Below are 16,035 nucleotides of genomic sequence, written 5' to 3' on the forward strand. Positions count from 1 at the left end.
GGCCGCGCAGTGGGGCCTGGTCGTTCCGGTTTGGGGTGAGTTCGTCCCCACCCCCGTGGGGAACACGTCGGCGTGTCGATGTTCACGCCCTGGGCAGCCGGTTCATCCCCACACCCGTGGGGAACACCAGCTCTTCGTGGAAACCGCGAAGAAGAGCTACGGTTCATCCCCACACCCGTGGGGAACACTCGCGGAAATACATCCGTAGCAGCCGTTGCAGCGGTTCATCCCCACACCCGTGGGGAACACGCTTCCCGTAACCCGCTGATCCCAGAGGGAAAAGCCGGCAGCGGAAAATCTACCGGCTGTTTTCCCTTGTTGCCAGGGTGGCGTCAGGCCAGGTGCGGGGTGCTGCGGGCGACCAGGGCTTCGACGTCGATGCCGCGCGGGAGGGTGCCGTAGACCCGGCCGCTGCCGCCGAGGCGGCTGGCGATGAAGGCGTCGGAGACGGTGGCGTTGCCGGCCTCCAGCAGGAGCTTGGCCTGGAGGGCGACGGCGACGTCTTCGGTGAGCTGGCGGGCGCGGTACTGGATGTCGGCGGTGTCGTGGAAGGCGGCCTTGAGGTTGTTGATCTGCGCGGCGAGGCGGGCATCGCCGTGGCCGTCGCCCAGTTCGCTGAACAGGGCATCGAGCACGCCGGGCTCCTTGGACAGGGCACGGAGGACGTCCAGGCACTGGACGTTGCCGGAGCCTTCCCAGATGGAGTTGACCGGGGCTTCGCGGTACAGGCGCGGGAGGATGGTCTCTTCGACGTAGCCGGCGCCGCCCATGCATTCGCTGGCCTCGTAGACCATTTCGGGGGCGCGCTTGCAGATCCAGTACTTGCCGACGGCGGTGACCAGGCGGGCGAAGCGGTCTTCCTGCTCGTCGTGCAGGTTGTCGAGGGCGCGGCCCATGCGCAGGCTGAGGGCCAGGGCGGCTTCGCTCTCCAGGGCGAGGTCGGCGAGGACGTTCTGCATCAGCGGCTGGTCGGCCAGGACCTTGCCGCCGACCTTGCGGTGGGCGCAGTGGTGGGCGGCCTGGGTGAGCGCCTGGCGCATGAGGGAACTGGAGCCGACCATGCAGTCGAAGCGGGTCATGGCGACCATTTCGATGATGGTGGGCACGCCGCGCCCTTCCTCGCCGACCATCCAGGCCAGGGCGCCGCGGTATTCCACTTCACTGGAGGCGTTGGCCCAGTTGCCCAGCTTGTTCTTCAGACGCTGGACGTAGAAGGCGTTGCGGCTGCCGTCCGGGCGGTGGCGCGGCAGGAGGAAGCAGGAGAGGCCCTTGTCGGTGTAGGCGAGGGTGAGGAAGGCGTCGCACATGGGCGCGGAGCAGAACCACTTGTGGCCCACCAGTTCGTAGGCCTCCCCAGGGCCACCGAGGCCGATGGGGTGGGCGCGGGTGGTGTTGGCGCGGACGTCGGTGCCGCCCTGCTTCTCGGTCATGGCCATGCCGATGGTGACGCCGGGCTTCTGCTCCATGGGTACGTTGCGCGGGTCGTATTCGGTGGCGAGGATCTTCGGCAGCCAGCGCTCGGCGAGGTTGGGCTGCAGGCGGATGGCGGGCACGGCGGCGAAGGTCATGGTCAGCGGGCAGCCGCTGGCGGCCTCGGCCTGGCTGTGCAGGTAGGTGAGGCCGGCGCGGGCGACATGGGCGCCGGCGCGCGGGTCCTGCCAGGGCAGCGAGGTGAGGCCGTGTTCGACGGCGGTGCGCATCAGTTCGTGGTAGGCCGGGTGGAATTCCACCAGGTCGACGCGATGGCCGTAGCGGTCATGGCTCTTGAACACCGGCTTGTGTTCGTTGGCGAGAAAACCCGCCTGCATCAGCGGGCCGCCGGCCAGGGCGCCGTAGACGTCGAGGCGTGACTCGGCCCAGCCGGCGCCGTAGCGGCGGGCCCATTCCTGCAGGGGCAGGTCGAGGCGGTAGAGGTTGGCGCCGTCGAGGGTGGGCACCTGGTTGAACACGTCGTGGGTTTCGGCGTACTGGGACTGGCTCATGGAATCCTCCTAGCAGGCGGGTGCGCACCAACGGCACGCAGGCAGAAGATGACGAGGTGCCGGCAGACCGCTTCGAGTTCGCTGCGCGACTGGTCGGCATCACGGGCGGCGCGGGCGGATGGCGAGAGCGGCCCGACCAGGGATTCGGAGATGGCGCCCACCAAGCAGGCGGCGACCAGGGCGGGGGCTTCGACCTGGAATTCGCCGCTGGCGATGCCGGCTTCGAGCAGTTCGATGAAGCGCTCGGCGTAGGCCTCGCGGAAGCGCAGGCGCTGCTCGTCCACTTCCGGCTCCACCGGTTCGGCGATCAGGGCGAAGGCCAGTTGGCGGCTGTGCCAGGCGCGTTCGGCGAAGCGTTGCAGGCCGCTGGCAAGGCGCTCGGTGGCACTGCCGGGGCCGCGCAGGTGCTCGCTGAGCACGTCCACTTCGACCTGGCTGGCGCGGGCGAAGACTTCGGCGGCCAGCTCGCCCTTGTTGCGGAAGTGGCGGTAGAGGCTGCCGGTGGCGATGCCGACGTCGTCGGCCAAGGCCTGCATGGTGAGGACGGCGAAGCCGCCTTCGGCGACCCGCGCCAGGGCGCAGTCGAGGATGCGCTGGCGCAGGGCCTGGTCGCGGTCGATTCGTTGGGCGGTGACGCGGTAGGACATGGTCTGAATCCTGATTCACTGGCAGCGAGTGAATCAGGATTCAGACTTTGGATGAAAGCGGGGAACCCGACGATGAAGGCGGCATTCCGGCCGGCGGGTGACCGATCAGACCGGGTGTTCGCCGGCGCGGCAGAGCACCCAGTCGTGCAGCAGGGTGCGCAGCTCTTCGAATTTCACCGGTTTGGAGAGGTAGTCGCTCATGCCCGCTGCCAGGCAGCGTTCGCGGTCGCCGCTGTGGCTGTGGGCGGTGACGGCGAGCACCGGCAATTCGGCGCATTCGGGCAGGCTGCGCAGGGCGCGGCAGGTGGCGAAGCCGTCCATGACCGGCATCTGGCAGTCGAGCAGGACGCCGTCGATGTGCTCGCGGCGCAGCAGTTCGAGGGCTTCGGCGCCGTTGTCGGCGGTGCGTACGCGGTAGCCCAGCTTGAGCAGCATGCCGCGGGTCACCAGCTGGTTGATGGTGTTGTCCTCCACTACCAGCACGGTGCATTGCTCGGGGCGGCGCTGGGCCTGGGCGACGGCGCGACGCACCGGGGCGGCCTCGCGCTGGGCCGGGCGGGTCAGGGTGAGGGCCAGCTGGAAGCGGCTGCCCTGGCCGGGCTCGGAGCTGTGGGTGAGCTGGCCGCCGAGCAGTTCGACCAGTTGCCGCGCCAGGGCCAGGCCGATGCCGAGGCCGCCGTAGGCGCGGGTCATGGAGCCGTCGAGCTGGCGGAAGCCGCTGTAGAGGCTGCCATCGGGCGGGGTGGAGAAGCCGATGCCGGTGTCTTCCACGGCCACCAGCAGGCGCAGGGGGCCACTAGGCTCCTGGCCGTGGCCGGCGACCCGCAGCACGACGCCGCCCCGGGCGGTGAACTTGACGGCGTTGTCCAGCAGGTGGCCGAGGATCTGCCCGAGCTTGCCGGCGTCGCCTTCGAGGGTGTCGGGCAGGCTTTCGTCCAGCTCCAGGGCGAAGGCCAGGCCCTTTTCCTCGGCGCGCGGGGCGTACTGGGCGCGCAGGCTGTCGAACAGGCCGCGCAGGCTGAAGGTCTCGCGGCGCGGGTAGAGCTTGCCGGCCTGCAGTTCGGTCATGGCGAGGATGTCGTTGACCAGCCGCATCATGTCCCTGGCGGAGCTGGCGGCGGTCTTCTGGTACTGCTCCAGCTCGACGTCGAGCGGGAGGGTCTGCATCAGTTCGAGGGAGCCGATCACGCCGTTCATGGGGGTGCGCAGCTCGTGGGTGACGGTGGCGAGGAATTCGTCCTTGAGGCGGTTGCTGTCGGCCAGCTCGCGGTTCAGGGCCTCCAGCTTGCGCCCGGACTCCTGGAGGATGCGGGTGCGCTCCTCCTTCATGGCGTTGATGCGGTCGGCCAGGGCGAGGGACAGCAGGCCCACCTCCAGCGCGGAGCCGATCTGGCTGGCGTACATGGTGATGAAGAGGTTGGGCAGGTAGCCGAGCACCATGAGGGTGTTGATCACCCCACCGGCGAGGAAGGCGCTCCAGGCGAAGATGAAGTAGCGCGCCACGCGCATGCCGCGCAGCCAGGCGAGGATGCCGGCGGCGAAGATGACCACGGTGAAGACCAGGGCCAGGATGGTGGCCAGGCGCAGGGCGACGGCGTAGCTGGCGACCAGGGACAGGACCATGACCAGCACGCCGACGGCCATCAGCACCAGCAGGCTGCGGTCGATCCAGGGGCTGTGGTCGGCGGTGTGCAGGAAGCTGCGGGCGAACTGGCAGCCGAACAGCCCGGCCGAGCCGATCAGGAACGGGGTGGAGGCGTTGGCCCACCAGGGGTTGTCGGGCCAGAAGTACTGGATGCCGGCACCGTTGACGGATATCTGGTACAGGCCGAACGAGGCGATATAGAGGATGTAGTAGAGGTAGCTGGTGTCGCGGACGCTGAGGTAGATGAACAGGTTGTAGATGAGCATCACCAGCAGCACGCCGTAGATGATGCCGAGCACGTAGACGCGCCCGGGCTGCTCCTCCATGTAGGCCTGGGGCGACCAGAGGGTGAGCGGCACCTGGATCGAGCCCTGGCTGTTGACCCGCAGGTACAGGCGCTGGGGCTGGTTGGGCTGCAGATTGAGGTTGAACAGGTAGTTGTTCTGCCTGATCTCGCGGCTGGCGAAGGGCAAGGCATCGCCGGTGCGCTGGGCGAGCCGGTAGCCGCCCTCGCTGTCGGGCAGGTAGAGCTCGATGTGGTCCAGCGGCGGGTAGGCCAGCTCCAGCAGCCAGGGCTGCTGGCCGCCGAGGTCACGGGGGCGGTAGCTGAGGTCGAGCCGGATCCAGAACACCGAGCGCGAATAGCCGGCGTTGAGCACAGGCTTGTCGCTGCGGCGGAAGCTGCGATCCAGCGCGGGGGAGGTGATGTCGGCGAGGGTGGCATCGCCGCGGACGTCTTCGAAGACGTCCATGTGCAGCCCGAGGGGCAGCTGGCGGGTGTGCTCGTCGAACTCCACGCCGAACACGGCGGTGGAGAGGAAAAGGGACAGGAAAAGGAGAACGTGACGCATGAAGCCCCGCAAAGGCCGTCGCACGCCTCGGGAAGTCCCTTTCCTTCCCGGAGCCGAAGCGTCACGCAGGGCCTGGTTGTTCGAATGCGCACACTCTAGCACAGCATCGGGGCGCCATAGGAGGCACTCTGCCATCTCGCGTAAACCGCTCTGGAATGGGCGTTACAGGCCTATCCCGCCAGGCTGTTCGGCGCTTTTCGACGGATGGCGGGCACCCTGCCCGGCGGGCCGACCCGACGGCGGAAAGGTGGTAAGCTCGCGCACCATGAAAACGACCCCCTCTCGCCCTATCGTCCTCTGTCTTTCCGGCCACGACCCCAGCGGCGGCGCCGGTCTGCAGGCGGACATCGAAGCCCTGATCGCCCAAGGCTGCCACGCGGCTCCTGCCGTGACCGCCCTGACTGTCCAGGACACCGTCAACGTTTCCGACTTCCGCGTGCTCGACCGCGAATGGGTGCTGGCCCAGGCCCGTGCGGTGATCGCCGACCTGCCGGTCTCCGCCGTCAAGCTGGGCATGCTCGGCTCGGTGGAGATGGTGGAGACCGTGCTGGAGATCATGCAGGGCCTGCCGGGTGTGCCGCTGGTCTGCGACCCGGTGCTGCGTGCCGGCGGCGGCGGTGCACTGGGCAAGGACGAAGTGGGCTACGCGATGCGCGAGCGCCTGCTGCCGGTGGCGCTCATCGCCACGCCGAACCTGCCGGAAGCGCGCATCCTCGCCGAACTCCCCGAAGGCACGGCCGACGAATGCGCCGAGAAGCTGCTGCCTTTCTGCCGCAACCTGCTGATCACCGGTGGCCACGGCGACGAGGCCGAGGTCCACAACCGCCTCTACACCGAGGATGGCGAACGCCACACCTTCACCTGCCAGCGCCTGCCCGGCAGCTACCACGGCTCCGGCTGCACCCTGGCCAGCACCCTGGCCGGTCGCCTGGCCCTGGGCGAAGCCCTGCCCAGCGCGGTTCGCTCGGCACTGGACTACACCTGGCGCACCCTGCGTGACGCCGAGCAACCGGGCCACGGTCAGTTCGTGCCCCGCCGCCTGCCGCTGGACTTCTGCTCATGAAGCTGCGCGGCCTCTACGCCATCACCGACAGCCAGTTGCTCGCCGATGGCCGGCTGCTGCCCTACGTGGAGGCGGCCCTGAAGGGCGGCGCCCGTTTGCTGCAGTACCGCGACAAGTCCTCCGACGAGGCCCGCCGTCTGCGTGAGGCCGAGGCGCTGCGCGAGCTGTGCACCCGCTACGGCGCGCAGATGCTGATCAACGACGACGCCGAGCTGGCCGCCCGCCTGGGCGTGGGCGTGCACCTGGGCCAGACCGATGGCTCCATCGCGGCAGCGCGCGCCCTGCTGGGCCGTCACGCGGTCATCGGTGCCACCTGCCATGCGCGCCTGGACCTGGCCGAGTCGGCCCTGGCCGAAGGCGCCAGCTACGTGGCCTTCGGTCGCTTCTTCAATTCCCAGACCAAACCCGGTGCGCCGGCCGCCACGGTGGAGCTGCTGGACGAGGCGCGCCAGCGCTTCCAGCAGCCCATCGTTGCCATCGGCGGCGTCACCCTGGACACCGCTCCGGCGCTGATCGCCCGTGGCGCGAGCATGGTGGCGGTGATCCACGCCCTGTTCGCCGCCGACGGCCCTGCCGAGGTGGAACGCCGCGCCCGCGCCTTCAGTGCGCTGTTCGCGTCGGCCTGAGCCCTTTCAACCGCTTGCATAGAGAGTTCGACATGTCCCGTTCCGAAACCCTGTTCGCCAACGCCCAGAAACACATCCCCGGTGGCGTCAACTCGCCGGTCCGCGCCTTCCGGAGCGTCGGCGGCACGCCGCTGTTCTTCAAGCACGCGGAAGGCGCCTACGTGACGGACGAGGACGACAAGCGCTACGTGGACTACGTCGGCTCCTGGGGCCCGATGATCCTCGGCCACGGCCACCCGGACGTGCTCGACGCGGTGCGCAACCAGCTGCAGCACGGCCTCTCCTACGGCGCACCCACCGCCATGGAAACCGAGATGGCTGACCTGGTCTGCTCCCTGGTGCCGTCCATGGAGATGGTGCGCATGGTCAGCTCCGGTACCGAGGCGACCATGAGCGCCATCCGCCTGGCCCGCGGCTTCACCGGTCGCGACGCGATCATCAAGTTCGAAGGCTGCTACCACGGTCACTCCGACAGCCTGCTGGTCAAGGCCGGCTCCGGCCTGCTGACCCAGGGCGTGCCCAGCTCGGCCGGCGTGCCGGCGGACTTCGCCAAGCACACCCTGACCCTGCCCTTCAACGACATCGGCGCGGTGGAGAAGACCCTCGGCGAAGTCGGCCAGAGCGTGGCCTGCATCATCGTCGAGCCGGTCGCCGGCAACATGAACTGCGTACCGCCGGCGCCCGGCTTCCTCGAAGGCCTGCGCCGCCTGTGCGACCAGCACGGCGTGGTGCTGATCTTCGACGAAGTGATGACCGGCTTCCGCGTCGCCCTGGGTGGCGCACAGGCCCACTACGGCGTGACCCCGGACCTCTCCACCTTCGGCAAGATCGTCGGCGGCGGCATGCCGGTGGGCTGCTTCGGCGGCAAGCGCGAGATCATGTCCTGCATCGCCCCACTGGGCCCGGTCTACCAGGCCGGCACCCTGTCCGGTAACCCGCTGGCCATGGCCGCCGGCCTGACCACCCTGAAGCTGATCAGCCGCCCGGGCTTCCACGCCGAGCTGACCGACTACACCACCCGCATGCTCGACGGCCTGCAGCAGCGCGCCGACGCCGCCGGCATTCCCTTCGTGACAACCCAGGCGGGCGGCATGTTCGGCCTGTACTTCAGCGGCGCCGATGACATCGTCACCTTCGACGATGTGATGGCCAGCGACGTCGAGCGCTTCAAGCGCTTCTTCCACCTGATGCTGGACGGCGGCGTCTACCTCGCCCCCAGCGCCTTCGAGGCCGGCTTCACCTCCATCGCCCACGGCGACAAGGAACTGGCCATCACCCTGGACGCCGCCGAACGCGCCTTCGCAGAGCTGAAAAAGGGCTGATCCGTTACGCCCCCCCTACGCCCGGGCGTGCAGGCCACCGGCCTTGCCGCCCGGGTGCGGGAAAAGCGTGCAAAGACTTTGTAAGTAGCGCCCTGCTTATTTCATAATGTGACGGTCGGCGCGTTTCGCCGACCGGGCGGGAGCCCGCTCTGCTTTCCGAGGCGATGTGATCTGATGAACCGCACCGGCCGCATCCTGACATTGGGCAGCCTGTTGCTCCTTTCTCCCCTGCTGGCCGAAGCCGGCGGCAACTCGCTGCTGATCCCGGCGTCCGGCCGCTGCAACCTCAACACACGCCCCGAAGACCTCCAGGAAGCCCTCTCCAACTGCCAGCAGGCTGCCAAGGCCGGCGACACCGGCGCGCAATACGAGCTGGGCGAGTTCTACTACGACGGCAAGCGCGCCCCGCGCGACCTGCAACAAGCCCTCAACTGGTTCGAGCAGGCCTCGCTGAAAGGCAACGCCCAGGCGCAATTCCGCCTGGGCAACATGTTCTTCCGGGGTGAAGGCGTGCCGGCCAGCAACGTGCAGGCCTACATCGTGCTGAAGATGGCGGCGGTGAACGGCTCGGACGAGGCGATGGACTCGGCGGACGTGGTGGCCGGGCAGATGCGCGCCGACGAGCTGGAGATCGCCACCCAGGTGCTGGGGCAGATCTTCCGCAACTACCTCATCGAACTGCAGACCGCCGACGGCGGATCGCCCTTCGCCCCCCTGCCCTGAATACCGCGCCGCCTAGCTGCGTTTGTCCGGCATGGGCGGCATGGGGAACGGCATGACGTTGCCCGTGCCCTTGGCCTCGCTGATCTTCGCCGTGCCCAGGCGTTCCACCTCGTCGATGCGGATGATCGCGTGCATCGGCACGAAGCTGCGCACCACGCCCTCGAACTGCGCCTTGAGCTTCTCCTCGCTGGGGTCCACCACCAGTTGGTTGCGCTCGCCGAAGACCAGCTCCTCGATCTCCAGGAACCCCCACAGCTCGCTCTGGAAGATCTGCCGGGCGTAGATCTCGTAGACCTGGCCCTGGTTGAGGAAGATCACCTTGAAGATCGGTTCGTGCTTGCTCATGTAAAGGTCGGTACGGCAGGAAAATGGGGGCGCGAAGCATAGCACGGCGACCGGTCGCACCACCCTAGGAACGCGGGCAGGCCGCGACTATAATGCGCGGTTCTTCGAACCACCCGACCCTGACCTGCATGGCCAAGAAGCTCTATATCGAAACCCACGGCTGCCAGATGAACGAGTACGACTCCTCGCGCATGGCCGACCTGCTGGGCGAACACCAGGCGCTGGAAATGACCGAACGTGCCGAGGAGGCCGACGTCATCCTGCTCAACACCTGCTCCATCCGCGAGAAGGCGCAGGAGAAGGTGTTCTCGCAACTCGGTCGCTGGCGGGAGCTGAAACGCCAGAACCCCGAGCTGGTGATCGGCGTCGGTGGCTGCGTGGCCAGCCAGGAAGGCGCCGCCATCCGTGAGCGCGCGCCCTACGTCGACGTGGTCTTCGGCCCGCAGACCCTGCACCGCCTGCCGGAGATGATCGACGCCGCGCGCACCACCCGCGCGCCCCAGGTGGACATCAGCTTCCCCGAGATCGAGAAGTTCGACCGCCTGCCCGAGCCCCGCGTAGACGGCCCCAGCGCCTTCGTCTCGGTGATGGAAGGCTGCAGCAAGTACTGCACCTTCTGCGTGGTGCCCTACACCCGGGGCGAGGAAGTCAGCCGGCCCTTCGACGACGTGCTGGCCGAGGTGATCCACCTGGCCGAGAACGGCGTGCGCGAGGTCACCCTGCTGGGCCAGAACGTCAACGGCTACCGCGGCCAGACCCACGACGGGCGCATCGCCGACTTCGCCGAGCTGATCCGCGTGGTGGCCGCCGTCGACGGCATCGACCGCATCCGCTACACCACCTCCCACCCGCTGGAGTTCTCCGACGCGCTGATCCAGGCCCACGCCGAAGTGCCGGAGCTGGTGAAGTTCGTCCACCTGCCGGTGCAGGCCGGTTCGGACCGCATCCTCGCGGCGATGAAGCGCAACCACACCGCGCTGGAATACAAGTCGCGCATCCGCAAGCTCAAGGCAGCGGTACCGGACATCTGCATCAGCTCCGACTTCATCGTCGGTTTCCCCGGCGAGACCGACAAGGACTTCGAGGCCACCATGAAGCTGGTGGAAGACGTCGGCTTCGACTTCTCCTTCTCCTTCGTCTACAGCTCGCGCCCCGGCACCCCGGCCGCCGACCTGCCCGACGACACCCCGGAAGAAGTGAAGAAGCAGCGCCTGCAGATCCTCCAGGCCCGCATCCACCAGCAGGGCTTCGAGAACAGCCGCCGCATGGTCGGCACCGTCCAGCGCATCCTGGTGAGCGACTTCTCCAAGAAGGACCCGGGCATGCTCCAGGGCCGCACCGAGAACAACCGCATCGTCAACTTCCGCAGCGCCAACCCGCGCCTGATCGGCCAGTTCGTCGACGTGCACATCGACGACGCCCTGCCCCACTCCCTGCGCGGCACGCTGATCGAGGACACCCTGCACTGAAATCCCGGTGCCCGTGCTTCCGCAGCCGGGCACCTGGGTTTATGCTCCAACTCCTGACCTGCCAACGGCGACCAAGAACCCACGACATTGAACGCACCCCTGGATTTGCACCGCTTCACCCTGGAGCCCTTCGAAGCACGTCGATTCGCCAACCTCTGTGGCCAGTTCGACGAACACCTGCGGCTGATCGAACAGCGCATGGCCATCGAGATCCGCAACCGCGGCAACCAGTTCGAGCTGGTGGGCGACCCCCAGCGCACCCAGGCCACCGAGCACCTGCTGCGCCGCCTCTACCGTGAGACCGAAGCCACCGAGCTGTCCCCGGACATGGTCCACCTGTTCCTCCGGGAAACCGGCATGGACGAGCTGGCCAACCCCAAGATGGAAGCCAGCGTCGCCCTGCGCACCCGCAAGGGCATGATCCGTCCGCGCGGCATCAACCAGCAGCGCTACGTGAAGTCCATCCTCGACCACGACATCAACTTCGGCATCGGCCCGGCCGGCACCGGCAAGACCTACCTGGCCGTCGCCTGCGCCGTGGACGCCTTGGAGCGCGAGCAGGTGCGCCGCATCCTGCTGGTACGCCCGGCGGTGGAAGCCGGCGAGAAGCTGGGCTTCCTCCCCGGCGACCTGACCCAGAAGATCGACCCCTACCTGCGCCCGCTCTACGACGCCCTCTACGAGATGCTCGGCTTCGAGCAGGTGGCCAAGCTGATCGAAAAGCAGGTGATCGAGGTCGCCCCGCTGGCCTACATGCGTGGCCGCACCCTTAACAACAGCTTCATCATTCTCGACGAGAGTCAGAACACCACCGTCGAGCAGATGAAGATGTTCCTGACCCGTATCGGCTTCGGCTCCACGGCCGTCATCACCGGCGACATCACCCAGGTCGACCTGCCCCGGGGCACCCGCTCCGGCCTGGCCCACGTGATCGACGTGCTGCGTGACGTGCCCGGCATCGCCTTCACCCACTTCAAGTCCCACGACGTGGTCCGCCACCCGCTGGTGCAGCGCATCGTCGAAGCCTACGACCGCTACGACAACCGCGCCCAGGCCAAGCCGCGTCCTGCCGACAACGATCCGGGTGCGATCAATCCCGATGCTTGAACTCGACCTGCAACTGGCCAGCGAGGCCAGTGACCTGCCCGGCGAAGCCGACTTCCGCCGCTGGTGCACCCTGGCCCTGCGCCAGCGCCAGGGCGACTCGGAGCTGACCATCCGCCTGGTGGACGAGCCCGAGGGCCGCGAGCTGAACCGCACCTGGCGGCACAAGGACTACGCCACCAACGTGCTGTCCTTCCCCGCCGACGTGCCCGAGGAGTTCCTCGACATCCCGCTGCTGGGCGACCTGGTGATCTGCGCCCCGGTGGTGGCCCGCGAGGCTGCCGAGCAGGGCAAGGCCCTCGATGCCCACTGGGCGCACCTGGTGATTCACGGCTGCCTGCACCTCCTGGGTTACGACCACATCGAGGACGAGGAAGCCGAAGAAATGGAAGCGCTGGAACGGGAGTTGCTGGCCGAACTCGGCCACCCCGACCCGTACCGCGACGACGAGTGAGAAACCCGAGCAAGGACATATGAGCGAAGATCGATCGAGCAACGGGCACAGGTCCTGGCTGGAAAAGCTGACCCAGGCCTTTGCCCATGAGCCGAAAAGCCGCCAGGAGCTGCTGGAGCTGCTGCGCGAAGCCCACCAGAACAAACTGCTGGACAGCGAAGCGCTGTCCATCGTCGAGGGCGCCATCCAGGTGGCTGACCTGCAGGTGCGCGACATCATGGTGCCGCGCTCGCAGATGATCAGCATCAAGGCCACCCAGACACCCCGCGAGTTCCTCCCCGCCATCATCGACGCCGCGCACTCGCGCTACCCGGTGATCGGCGAAGGCCTGGACGACGTCATGGGCATCCTCCTGGCCAAGGACCTGCTGCCGCTGATCCTCCAGGACCCCGAGCGCCCCTTCAACATCAAGGAGCTGCTGCGCCCGGCCACCTTCGTGCCCGAGTCCAAGCGCCTCAACGTGCTGCTTCGCGAATTCCGCGCCAACCACAACCACATGGCCGTGGTCATCGACGAATACGGCGGCGTGGCGGGCCTGGTGACCATCGAGGACGTGCTGGAGCAGATCGTCGGCGACATCGAGGACGAGCACGACGTCGAGGAAGACAGCTACATCAAGCCGCTGCCCAGCGGCGACTTCATCGTCAAGGCGCTGACCCCGGTGGATGCCTTCAACAGCTTTTTCGAAACCGACTTCTCCGAAGACGAGTTCGACACCATCGGCGGTCTGGTCATGGGCGCCTTCGGGCACCTGCCCAAGCGCAACGAGACCACCGAAATCGGCGGCTTCCGCTTCCGCGTGCTCAACGCCGACAGCCGCCGCCTGCACCTGCTGCGCCTCAGCCCGATCAACCGCTGACCGCCACCACGCCCGTCGCTTCCCGGCGCGGGCGTGGCCCGGCTAGACTGCGCGGCGTTCCGGGCCCTCCACTGCCCCGCCCAAGGATTGCGCATGAACTGGATCACCCGCCCCGGCTGGCCGGGCAACCTGCTGGCCCTGGCTGCCGGCGCCCTCACCCCGCTGGCCATGGCGCCCTTCGACTACTGGCCGCTGTCGCTGCTGTCCCTCGCCCTGTTCTACCTCGGCCTGCGCGGGCTCGGCCCCAAGGCCGCCTTCGGCCGGGGCTGGTGCTACGGCTTCGGCCTGTTCATCGCCGGCACCAGCTGGATCTACGTCAGCATCCATGACTACGGCGGCGCCTCGGCGCCGCTGGCGGCACTGCTCACCGGCGGCTTCAGCGCCGGCGTGGCCTTGTTCTTCGCCATTCCCGCCGCGCTCTGGGCACGCTGGTTCCGCCGCAACGAGGCCCCGCTGGCCGACGCCCTGGCCTTCGCCGCGCTGTGGCTGGCCCAGGAGGCCTTCCGCGGCTGGTTCCTCACCGGTTTCCCCTGGCTCTACGCCGGCTACAGCCAGCTGGACGGCCCCCTGGCGGGCCTGGCCCCGCTCGGCGGTGTCTGGCTGGTGTCGTTTGCCCTCGCCCTGAGCGCTGCCCTGCTGGTCAACCTGGTGCGCCTGCGCCGGGCCCCGGCCTTCCTGGTCGCCGCCCTGGGTCTGCTGGCGGCCCCCTGGATCACCGGGCTGGCCCTCAAGGACCACGCCTGGACCCGGCCGCTGGGCGAGAAGCTCGACGTGGTCGCCCTGCAGGGCAACGTGGAGCAGAACCTGAAATGGGACCCGGCACAGCTGGAAGCCCAGCTGGCGCTCTACCGCGACATGACCCTGGCGGCGCGCCGCACCGACCTGATCATCTGGCCGGAAACCGCCGTACCGGTACTGAAGGAACACGCCGAAGGCTTCCTCTCCGTCATGGGCCGCGTCGCCCACGACCGCCAGGCCGCACTGATCACCGGTGTGCCGATCCGCCAGGCCAACGAGCGGGGCGAGAAGCGCTACTACAACGGCATCACCGTGGTCGGCGACGGCCAGGGCACCTACCTCAAGCAGCAACTGGTGCCGTTCGGCGAATACGTTCCGCTGCAGGATATGCTGCGTGGGCTGATCGCCTTCTTCGACCTGCCCATGTCCGACTTCGCTCGCGGTCCCGCCGACCAGCCGCCGCTGCTGGCCAAGGGCTACAGGATCGCGCCGTACATCTGCTACGAAGTGGTCTACCCCGAGTTCGCCGCCAACCTGGCCGCCCAGAGCGACCTGCTGCTGACCGTGTCCAACGACACCTGGTTCGGCACCTCCATCGGCCCGCTGCAACACCTGCAGATGGCGCAGATGCGGGCATTGGAGGCCGGACGCTGGATGATCCGCGCCACCAACAACGGCGTCACCGTGCTGATCGACCCCTTCGGCCGCATCGAAACCGCCATCCCGCAGTTCGAGAAGGCCTCGCTCTACGGCCAGGTGGAGCCCATGCAAGGCCTCACCCCGTACCTGAAATGGCGCTCCTGGCCGCTGGCCATCCTCTGCGGTCTGCTGTTCGGCTGGGCCCTGCTGGCCAGCCGCATCGCCAAGACCGTCTGACCCGGCTCACTCGCTGGCAACCGCTCCCGGGCGGTATGCCAGCGGGTAGGCCAACAGGCCCAGCGCCTCGTTGAGCAACATCCCGCTGTGCCACACCGCCACCGTCTCCGGCAGCCAACCGCCGAACGGCCGTGAATTGGGCGAGGACAGGAACGACGACGGCGCCGTGACCACCTCCAGCCCCGCCTGCTCGAAGCACCAGCGTGCGCGCTGCATGTGGAAGCCCTGGGTCACCAGCACCACCCGCTCGACGCCCTCGGCCTTGAGGATGCGCGCCGACTCCACGGCGTTCTCCCAGGTGGTCCGGCTCGCCTCTTCCCGCCAGCGCACCGGCACGCCCAGATCACGCTCGAACGACTCGGCCATGATCGCCGCCTCACTGGGCGGCTGGCCGTAGTGGAACCCGCCAGTGACCAGCACCGGTAGTTGAGTGGCCTTGGCGATCCGCGCGGCGTAGCGCATGCGCTCCATGGCCAGCAGGCTGGGCTGGTCGCCGTCCCAGGCGGGGTCATCGCGAACCCGCCCGGCACCCAGCACGACGATGGCCTGGGCGCGCCCGGGCAGTTCGGCCCAGCGCGCCTCCTGCAAGGGCGGTTCGGTTTCCAGCCAGCCGGCCAGGGTTTCCACCGTCACCGGCAGGCTCATCGTCCACAGGCCACCGAACCCCATCAGGAAACAGGCGAGCGCCAGGCGGGGGCGACGCGCACGCCACCACCAGGCCAGCAACAGCAGGACCAAAAGGATGCCCGGCGGCATCAACAGTTGTTTGAACAGATAGCGAATCGGCATCGGCACCTCCAGGGTGCGCGAAGCCTATCGGGGATTGCCGGCGCGGAAAAGCTGGGACCCGCAGGTACCGCAGGCCTGGACGCCCTGGCCACGTTGCCAGTTGGCCGGCGCGCCACAGAGGGCACAGAGCAGTTGCTGCCGACGCTTGAACAGCGGACGGGCCGCGCGGGCGGGCGGAGCGCTCTTGGGATTGCGCACGGGCTTCGCCGCACGGGTGGGTTGCTGCTCGATGAGGGCGAGTTCCTCGGCTGCCGCGTGCCAGCCGCGCAACCAGTTCAGGTCCTTGTCGAGATAAGCCCGAATCAACGCCAGCTCGGCGGGGCTCAGCCCCTTGAGCTCCAGTTCGCTCGGGTGTTCGTTGCGCAGGCGCTCAGCCGTGTCCGCCTCGTCCAGCGCCAGGGCCAGACGATGCAGCAGACGCTCATAGAGCCCACCCGCCGTTTCTGCTCGCCTCGTCTCCACCATGCAGCACCTCGATACACACTGCAGCGCCCTCATGAAGCAGAAGCTTAGCGGTCACGAGGCCCCCCGCAGGGTGGCCG

At 68.2% G+C, this 16,035-nt stretch carries 15 protein-coding genes; 9 read left to right on the forward strand and 6 right to left on the reverse strand.

All coding sequences use genetic code 11. From position 1 onward, the window contains the following. Positions 1 to 332: 332 nt before the first annotated feature. From SZ55_RS20420 to SZ55_RS20430, 3 genes are all read right to left on the reverse strand, one after another. A complete protein-coding gene (locus SZ55_RS20420) occupies positions 333 to 1,982 on the reverse strand; it encodes an acyl-CoA dehydrogenase family protein (RefSeq protein ID WP_044410695.1) in 1,650 nt (549 codons plus the stop codon). Further along, positions 1,979 to 2,629 (reverse strand): TetR/AcrR family transcriptional regulator, encoded by a 651-nt coding sequence (locus SZ55_RS20425; protein WP_044410698.1) that lies wholly within the window; start codon positions 2,627 to 2,629, stop codon positions 1,979 to 1,981. The genes SZ55_RS20420 and SZ55_RS20425 overlap by 4 nt, the downstream gene beginning before the upstream one ends. 105 nt (positions 2,630 to 2,734) lie before the next feature. Further along, positions 2,735 to 5,125, reverse strand: coding sequence for a hybrid sensor histidine kinase/response regulator (locus SZ55_RS20430; protein ID WP_044410876.1), 2,391 nt, complete (start codon positions 5,123 to 5,125; stop codon positions 2,735 to 2,737). Between the two features lie 265 nt (positions 5,126 to 5,390). On the opposite strand from SZ55_RS20430, the gene SZ55_RS20435 reads away from it, so the two are divergent. The 4 genes from SZ55_RS20435 (at position 5,391) to SZ55_RS20450 (ending at position 8,859) form a co-directional block, all read left to right on the forward strand. Then, positions 5,391 to 6,188 (forward strand): hydroxymethylpyrimidine/phosphomethylpyrimidine kinase, encoded by a 798-nt coding sequence (locus SZ55_RS20435; protein WP_044410701.1) that lies wholly within the window; start codon positions 5,391 to 5,393, stop codon positions 6,186 to 6,188. After that, positions 6,185 to 6,814, forward strand: coding sequence for a thiamine phosphate synthase (thiE, locus tag SZ55_RS20440; RefSeq protein WP_044410704.1), 630 nt, complete (start codon positions 6,185 to 6,187; stop codon positions 6,812 to 6,814). The genes SZ55_RS20435 and thiE overlap by 4 nt, the downstream gene beginning before the upstream one ends. A gap of 32 nt (positions 6,815 to 6,846) precedes the next feature. After that, the gene (gene hemL / locus SZ55_RS20445) at positions 6,847 to 8,136 is read left to right on the forward strand and encodes a glutamate-1-semialdehyde 2,1-aminomutase (protein ID WP_044410707.1); all 1,290 of its coding nucleotides are present in this window, start codon (positions 6,847 to 6,849) and stop codon (positions 8,134 to 8,136) included. Between the two features lie 174 nt (positions 8,137 to 8,310). Further along, positions 8,311 to 8,859, forward strand: a complete 549-nt coding sequence (locus tag SZ55_RS20450) for a tetratricopeptide repeat protein (protein ID WP_044410710.1) — start codon at positions 8,311 to 8,313, stop codon at positions 8,857 to 8,859. Positions 8,860 to 8,871: 12 nt separating this feature from the next. Here the strand turns inward: SZ55_RS20450 and SZ55_RS20455 are convergent, their stop codons facing one another. Continuing rightward, a complete protein-coding gene (locus tag SZ55_RS20455; protein WP_044410713.1) occupies positions 8,872 to 9,204 on the reverse strand; it encodes a DUF1820 family protein in 333 nt (110 codons plus the stop codon). 128 nt (positions 9,205 to 9,332) lie between these two features. Here SZ55_RS20455 and miaB point away from each other — a divergent pair, with 128 nt between their 5' ends. The 5 genes from miaB (at position 9,333) to lnt (ending at position 14,704) form a co-directional block, all read left to right on the forward strand. Beyond that, positions 9,333 to 10,673: a tRNA (N6-isopentenyl adenosine(37)-C2)-methylthiotransferase MiaB gene (gene miaB / locus SZ55_RS20460; RefSeq protein WP_044410879.1), complete on the forward strand. Its 1,341-nt coding sequence runs from the start codon at positions 9,333 to 9,335 to the stop codon at positions 10,671 to 10,673. 87 nt (positions 10,674 to 10,760) lie between these two features. After that, positions 10,761 to 11,780, forward strand: a complete 1,020-nt coding sequence (locus SZ55_RS20465; protein ID WP_044410715.1) for a PhoH family protein — start codon at positions 10,761 to 10,763, stop codon at positions 11,778 to 11,780. Continuing rightward, positions 11,773 to 12,231, forward strand: a complete 459-nt coding sequence (gene ybeY / locus SZ55_RS20470; protein ID WP_044410718.1) for an rRNA maturation RNase YbeY — start codon at positions 11,773 to 11,775, stop codon at positions 12,229 to 12,231. Before SZ55_RS20465 ends, ybeY begins: the two co-directional genes overlap by 8 nt. Before the next feature lie 19 nt (positions 12,232 to 12,250). Further along, on the forward strand, positions 12,251 to 13,090 hold the full coding sequence (locus SZ55_RS20475; RefSeq protein WP_044410721.1) for an HlyC/CorC family transporter: 840 nt from the start codon (positions 12,251 to 12,253) through the stop codon (positions 13,088 to 13,090). Positions 13,091 to 13,183: 93 nt separating this feature from the next. Then, entirely contained in the window at positions 13,184 to 14,704 is a 1,521-nt protein-coding gene (gene lnt, locus SZ55_RS20480; RefSeq protein WP_044410724.1) for an apolipoprotein N-acyltransferase, read from the forward strand. A gap of 6 nt (positions 14,705 to 14,710) precedes the next feature. Here the strand turns inward: lnt and SZ55_RS20485 are convergent, their stop codons facing one another. Beyond that, positions 14,711 to 15,493 (reverse strand): YdcF family protein, encoded by a 783-nt coding sequence (locus SZ55_RS20485; RefSeq protein ID WP_044410726.1) that lies wholly within the window; start codon positions 15,491 to 15,493, stop codon positions 14,711 to 14,713. Positions 15,494 to 15,517: 24 nt separating this feature from the next. Further along, positions 15,518 to 15,958, reverse strand: a complete 441-nt coding sequence (locus tag SZ55_RS20490) for a hypothetical protein (protein WP_044410729.1) — start codon at positions 15,956 to 15,958, stop codon at positions 15,518 to 15,520. Positions 15,959 to 16,035: the final 77 nt, after the last annotated feature.

The organism is Pseudomonas sp. FeS53a (assembly GCF_000931385.1).
GTDB classification, from domain to species: domain Bacteria; phylum Pseudomonadota; class Gammaproteobacteria; order Pseudomonadales; family Pseudomonadaceae; genus Metapseudomonas; species Metapseudomonas otitidis.

Bases quoted from the DNA above. Each gene is read 5' to 3' on its own strand.
- SZ55_RS20420 (WP_044410695.1), bottom strand. From the start codon at position 1,982: ATGAGCCAGTCCCAGTACGCCGAAACCCACGACGTGTTCAACCAGGTG.
- SZ55_RS20425 (WP_044410698.1), bottom strand. From the start codon at position 2,629: ATGTCCTACCGCGTCACCGCCCAACGAATCGACCGCGACCAGGCCCTG.
- SZ55_RS20430 (WP_044410876.1), bottom strand. From the start codon at position 5,125: ATGCGTCACGTTCTCCTTTTCCTGTCCCTTTTCCTCTCCACCGCCGTG.
- SZ55_RS20435 (WP_044410701.1), top strand. From the start codon at position 5,391: ATGAAAACGACCCCCTCTCGCCCTATCGTCCTCTGTCTTTCCGGCCAC.
- thiE (WP_044410704.1), top strand. From the start codon at position 6,185: ATGAAGCTGCGCGGCCTCTACGCCATCACCGACAGCCAGTTGCTCGCC.
- hemL (WP_044410707.1), top strand. From the start codon at position 6,847: ATGTCCCGTTCCGAAACCCTGTTCGCCAACGCCCAGAAACACATCCCC.
- SZ55_RS20450 (WP_044410710.1), top strand. From the start codon at position 8,311: ATGAACCGCACCGGCCGCATCCTGACATTGGGCAGCCTGTTGCTCCTT.
- SZ55_RS20455 (WP_044410713.1), bottom strand. From the start codon at position 9,204: ATGAGCAAGCACGAACCGATCTTCAAGGTGATCTTCCTCAACCAGGGC.
- miaB (WP_044410879.1), top strand. From the start codon at position 9,333: ATGGCCAAGAAGCTCTATATCGAAACCCACGGCTGCCAGATGAACGAG.
- ybeY (WP_044410718.1), top strand. From the start codon at position 11,773: ATGCTTGAACTCGACCTGCAACTGGCCAGCGAGGCCAGTGACCTGCCC.
- SZ55_RS20475 (WP_044410721.1), top strand. From the start codon at position 12,251: ATGAGCGAAGATCGATCGAGCAACGGGCACAGGTCCTGGCTGGAAAAG.
- lnt (WP_044410724.1), top strand. From the start codon at position 13,184: ATGAACTGGATCACCCGCCCCGGCTGGCCGGGCAACCTGCTGGCCCTG.
- SZ55_RS20485 (WP_044410726.1), bottom strand. From the start codon at position 15,493: ATGCCGATTCGCTATCTGTTCAAACAACTGTTGATGCCGCCGGGCATC.
- SZ55_RS20490 (WP_044410729.1), bottom strand. From the start codon at position 15,958: ATGGTGGAGACGAGGCGAGCAGAAACGGCGGGTGGGCTCTATGAGCGT.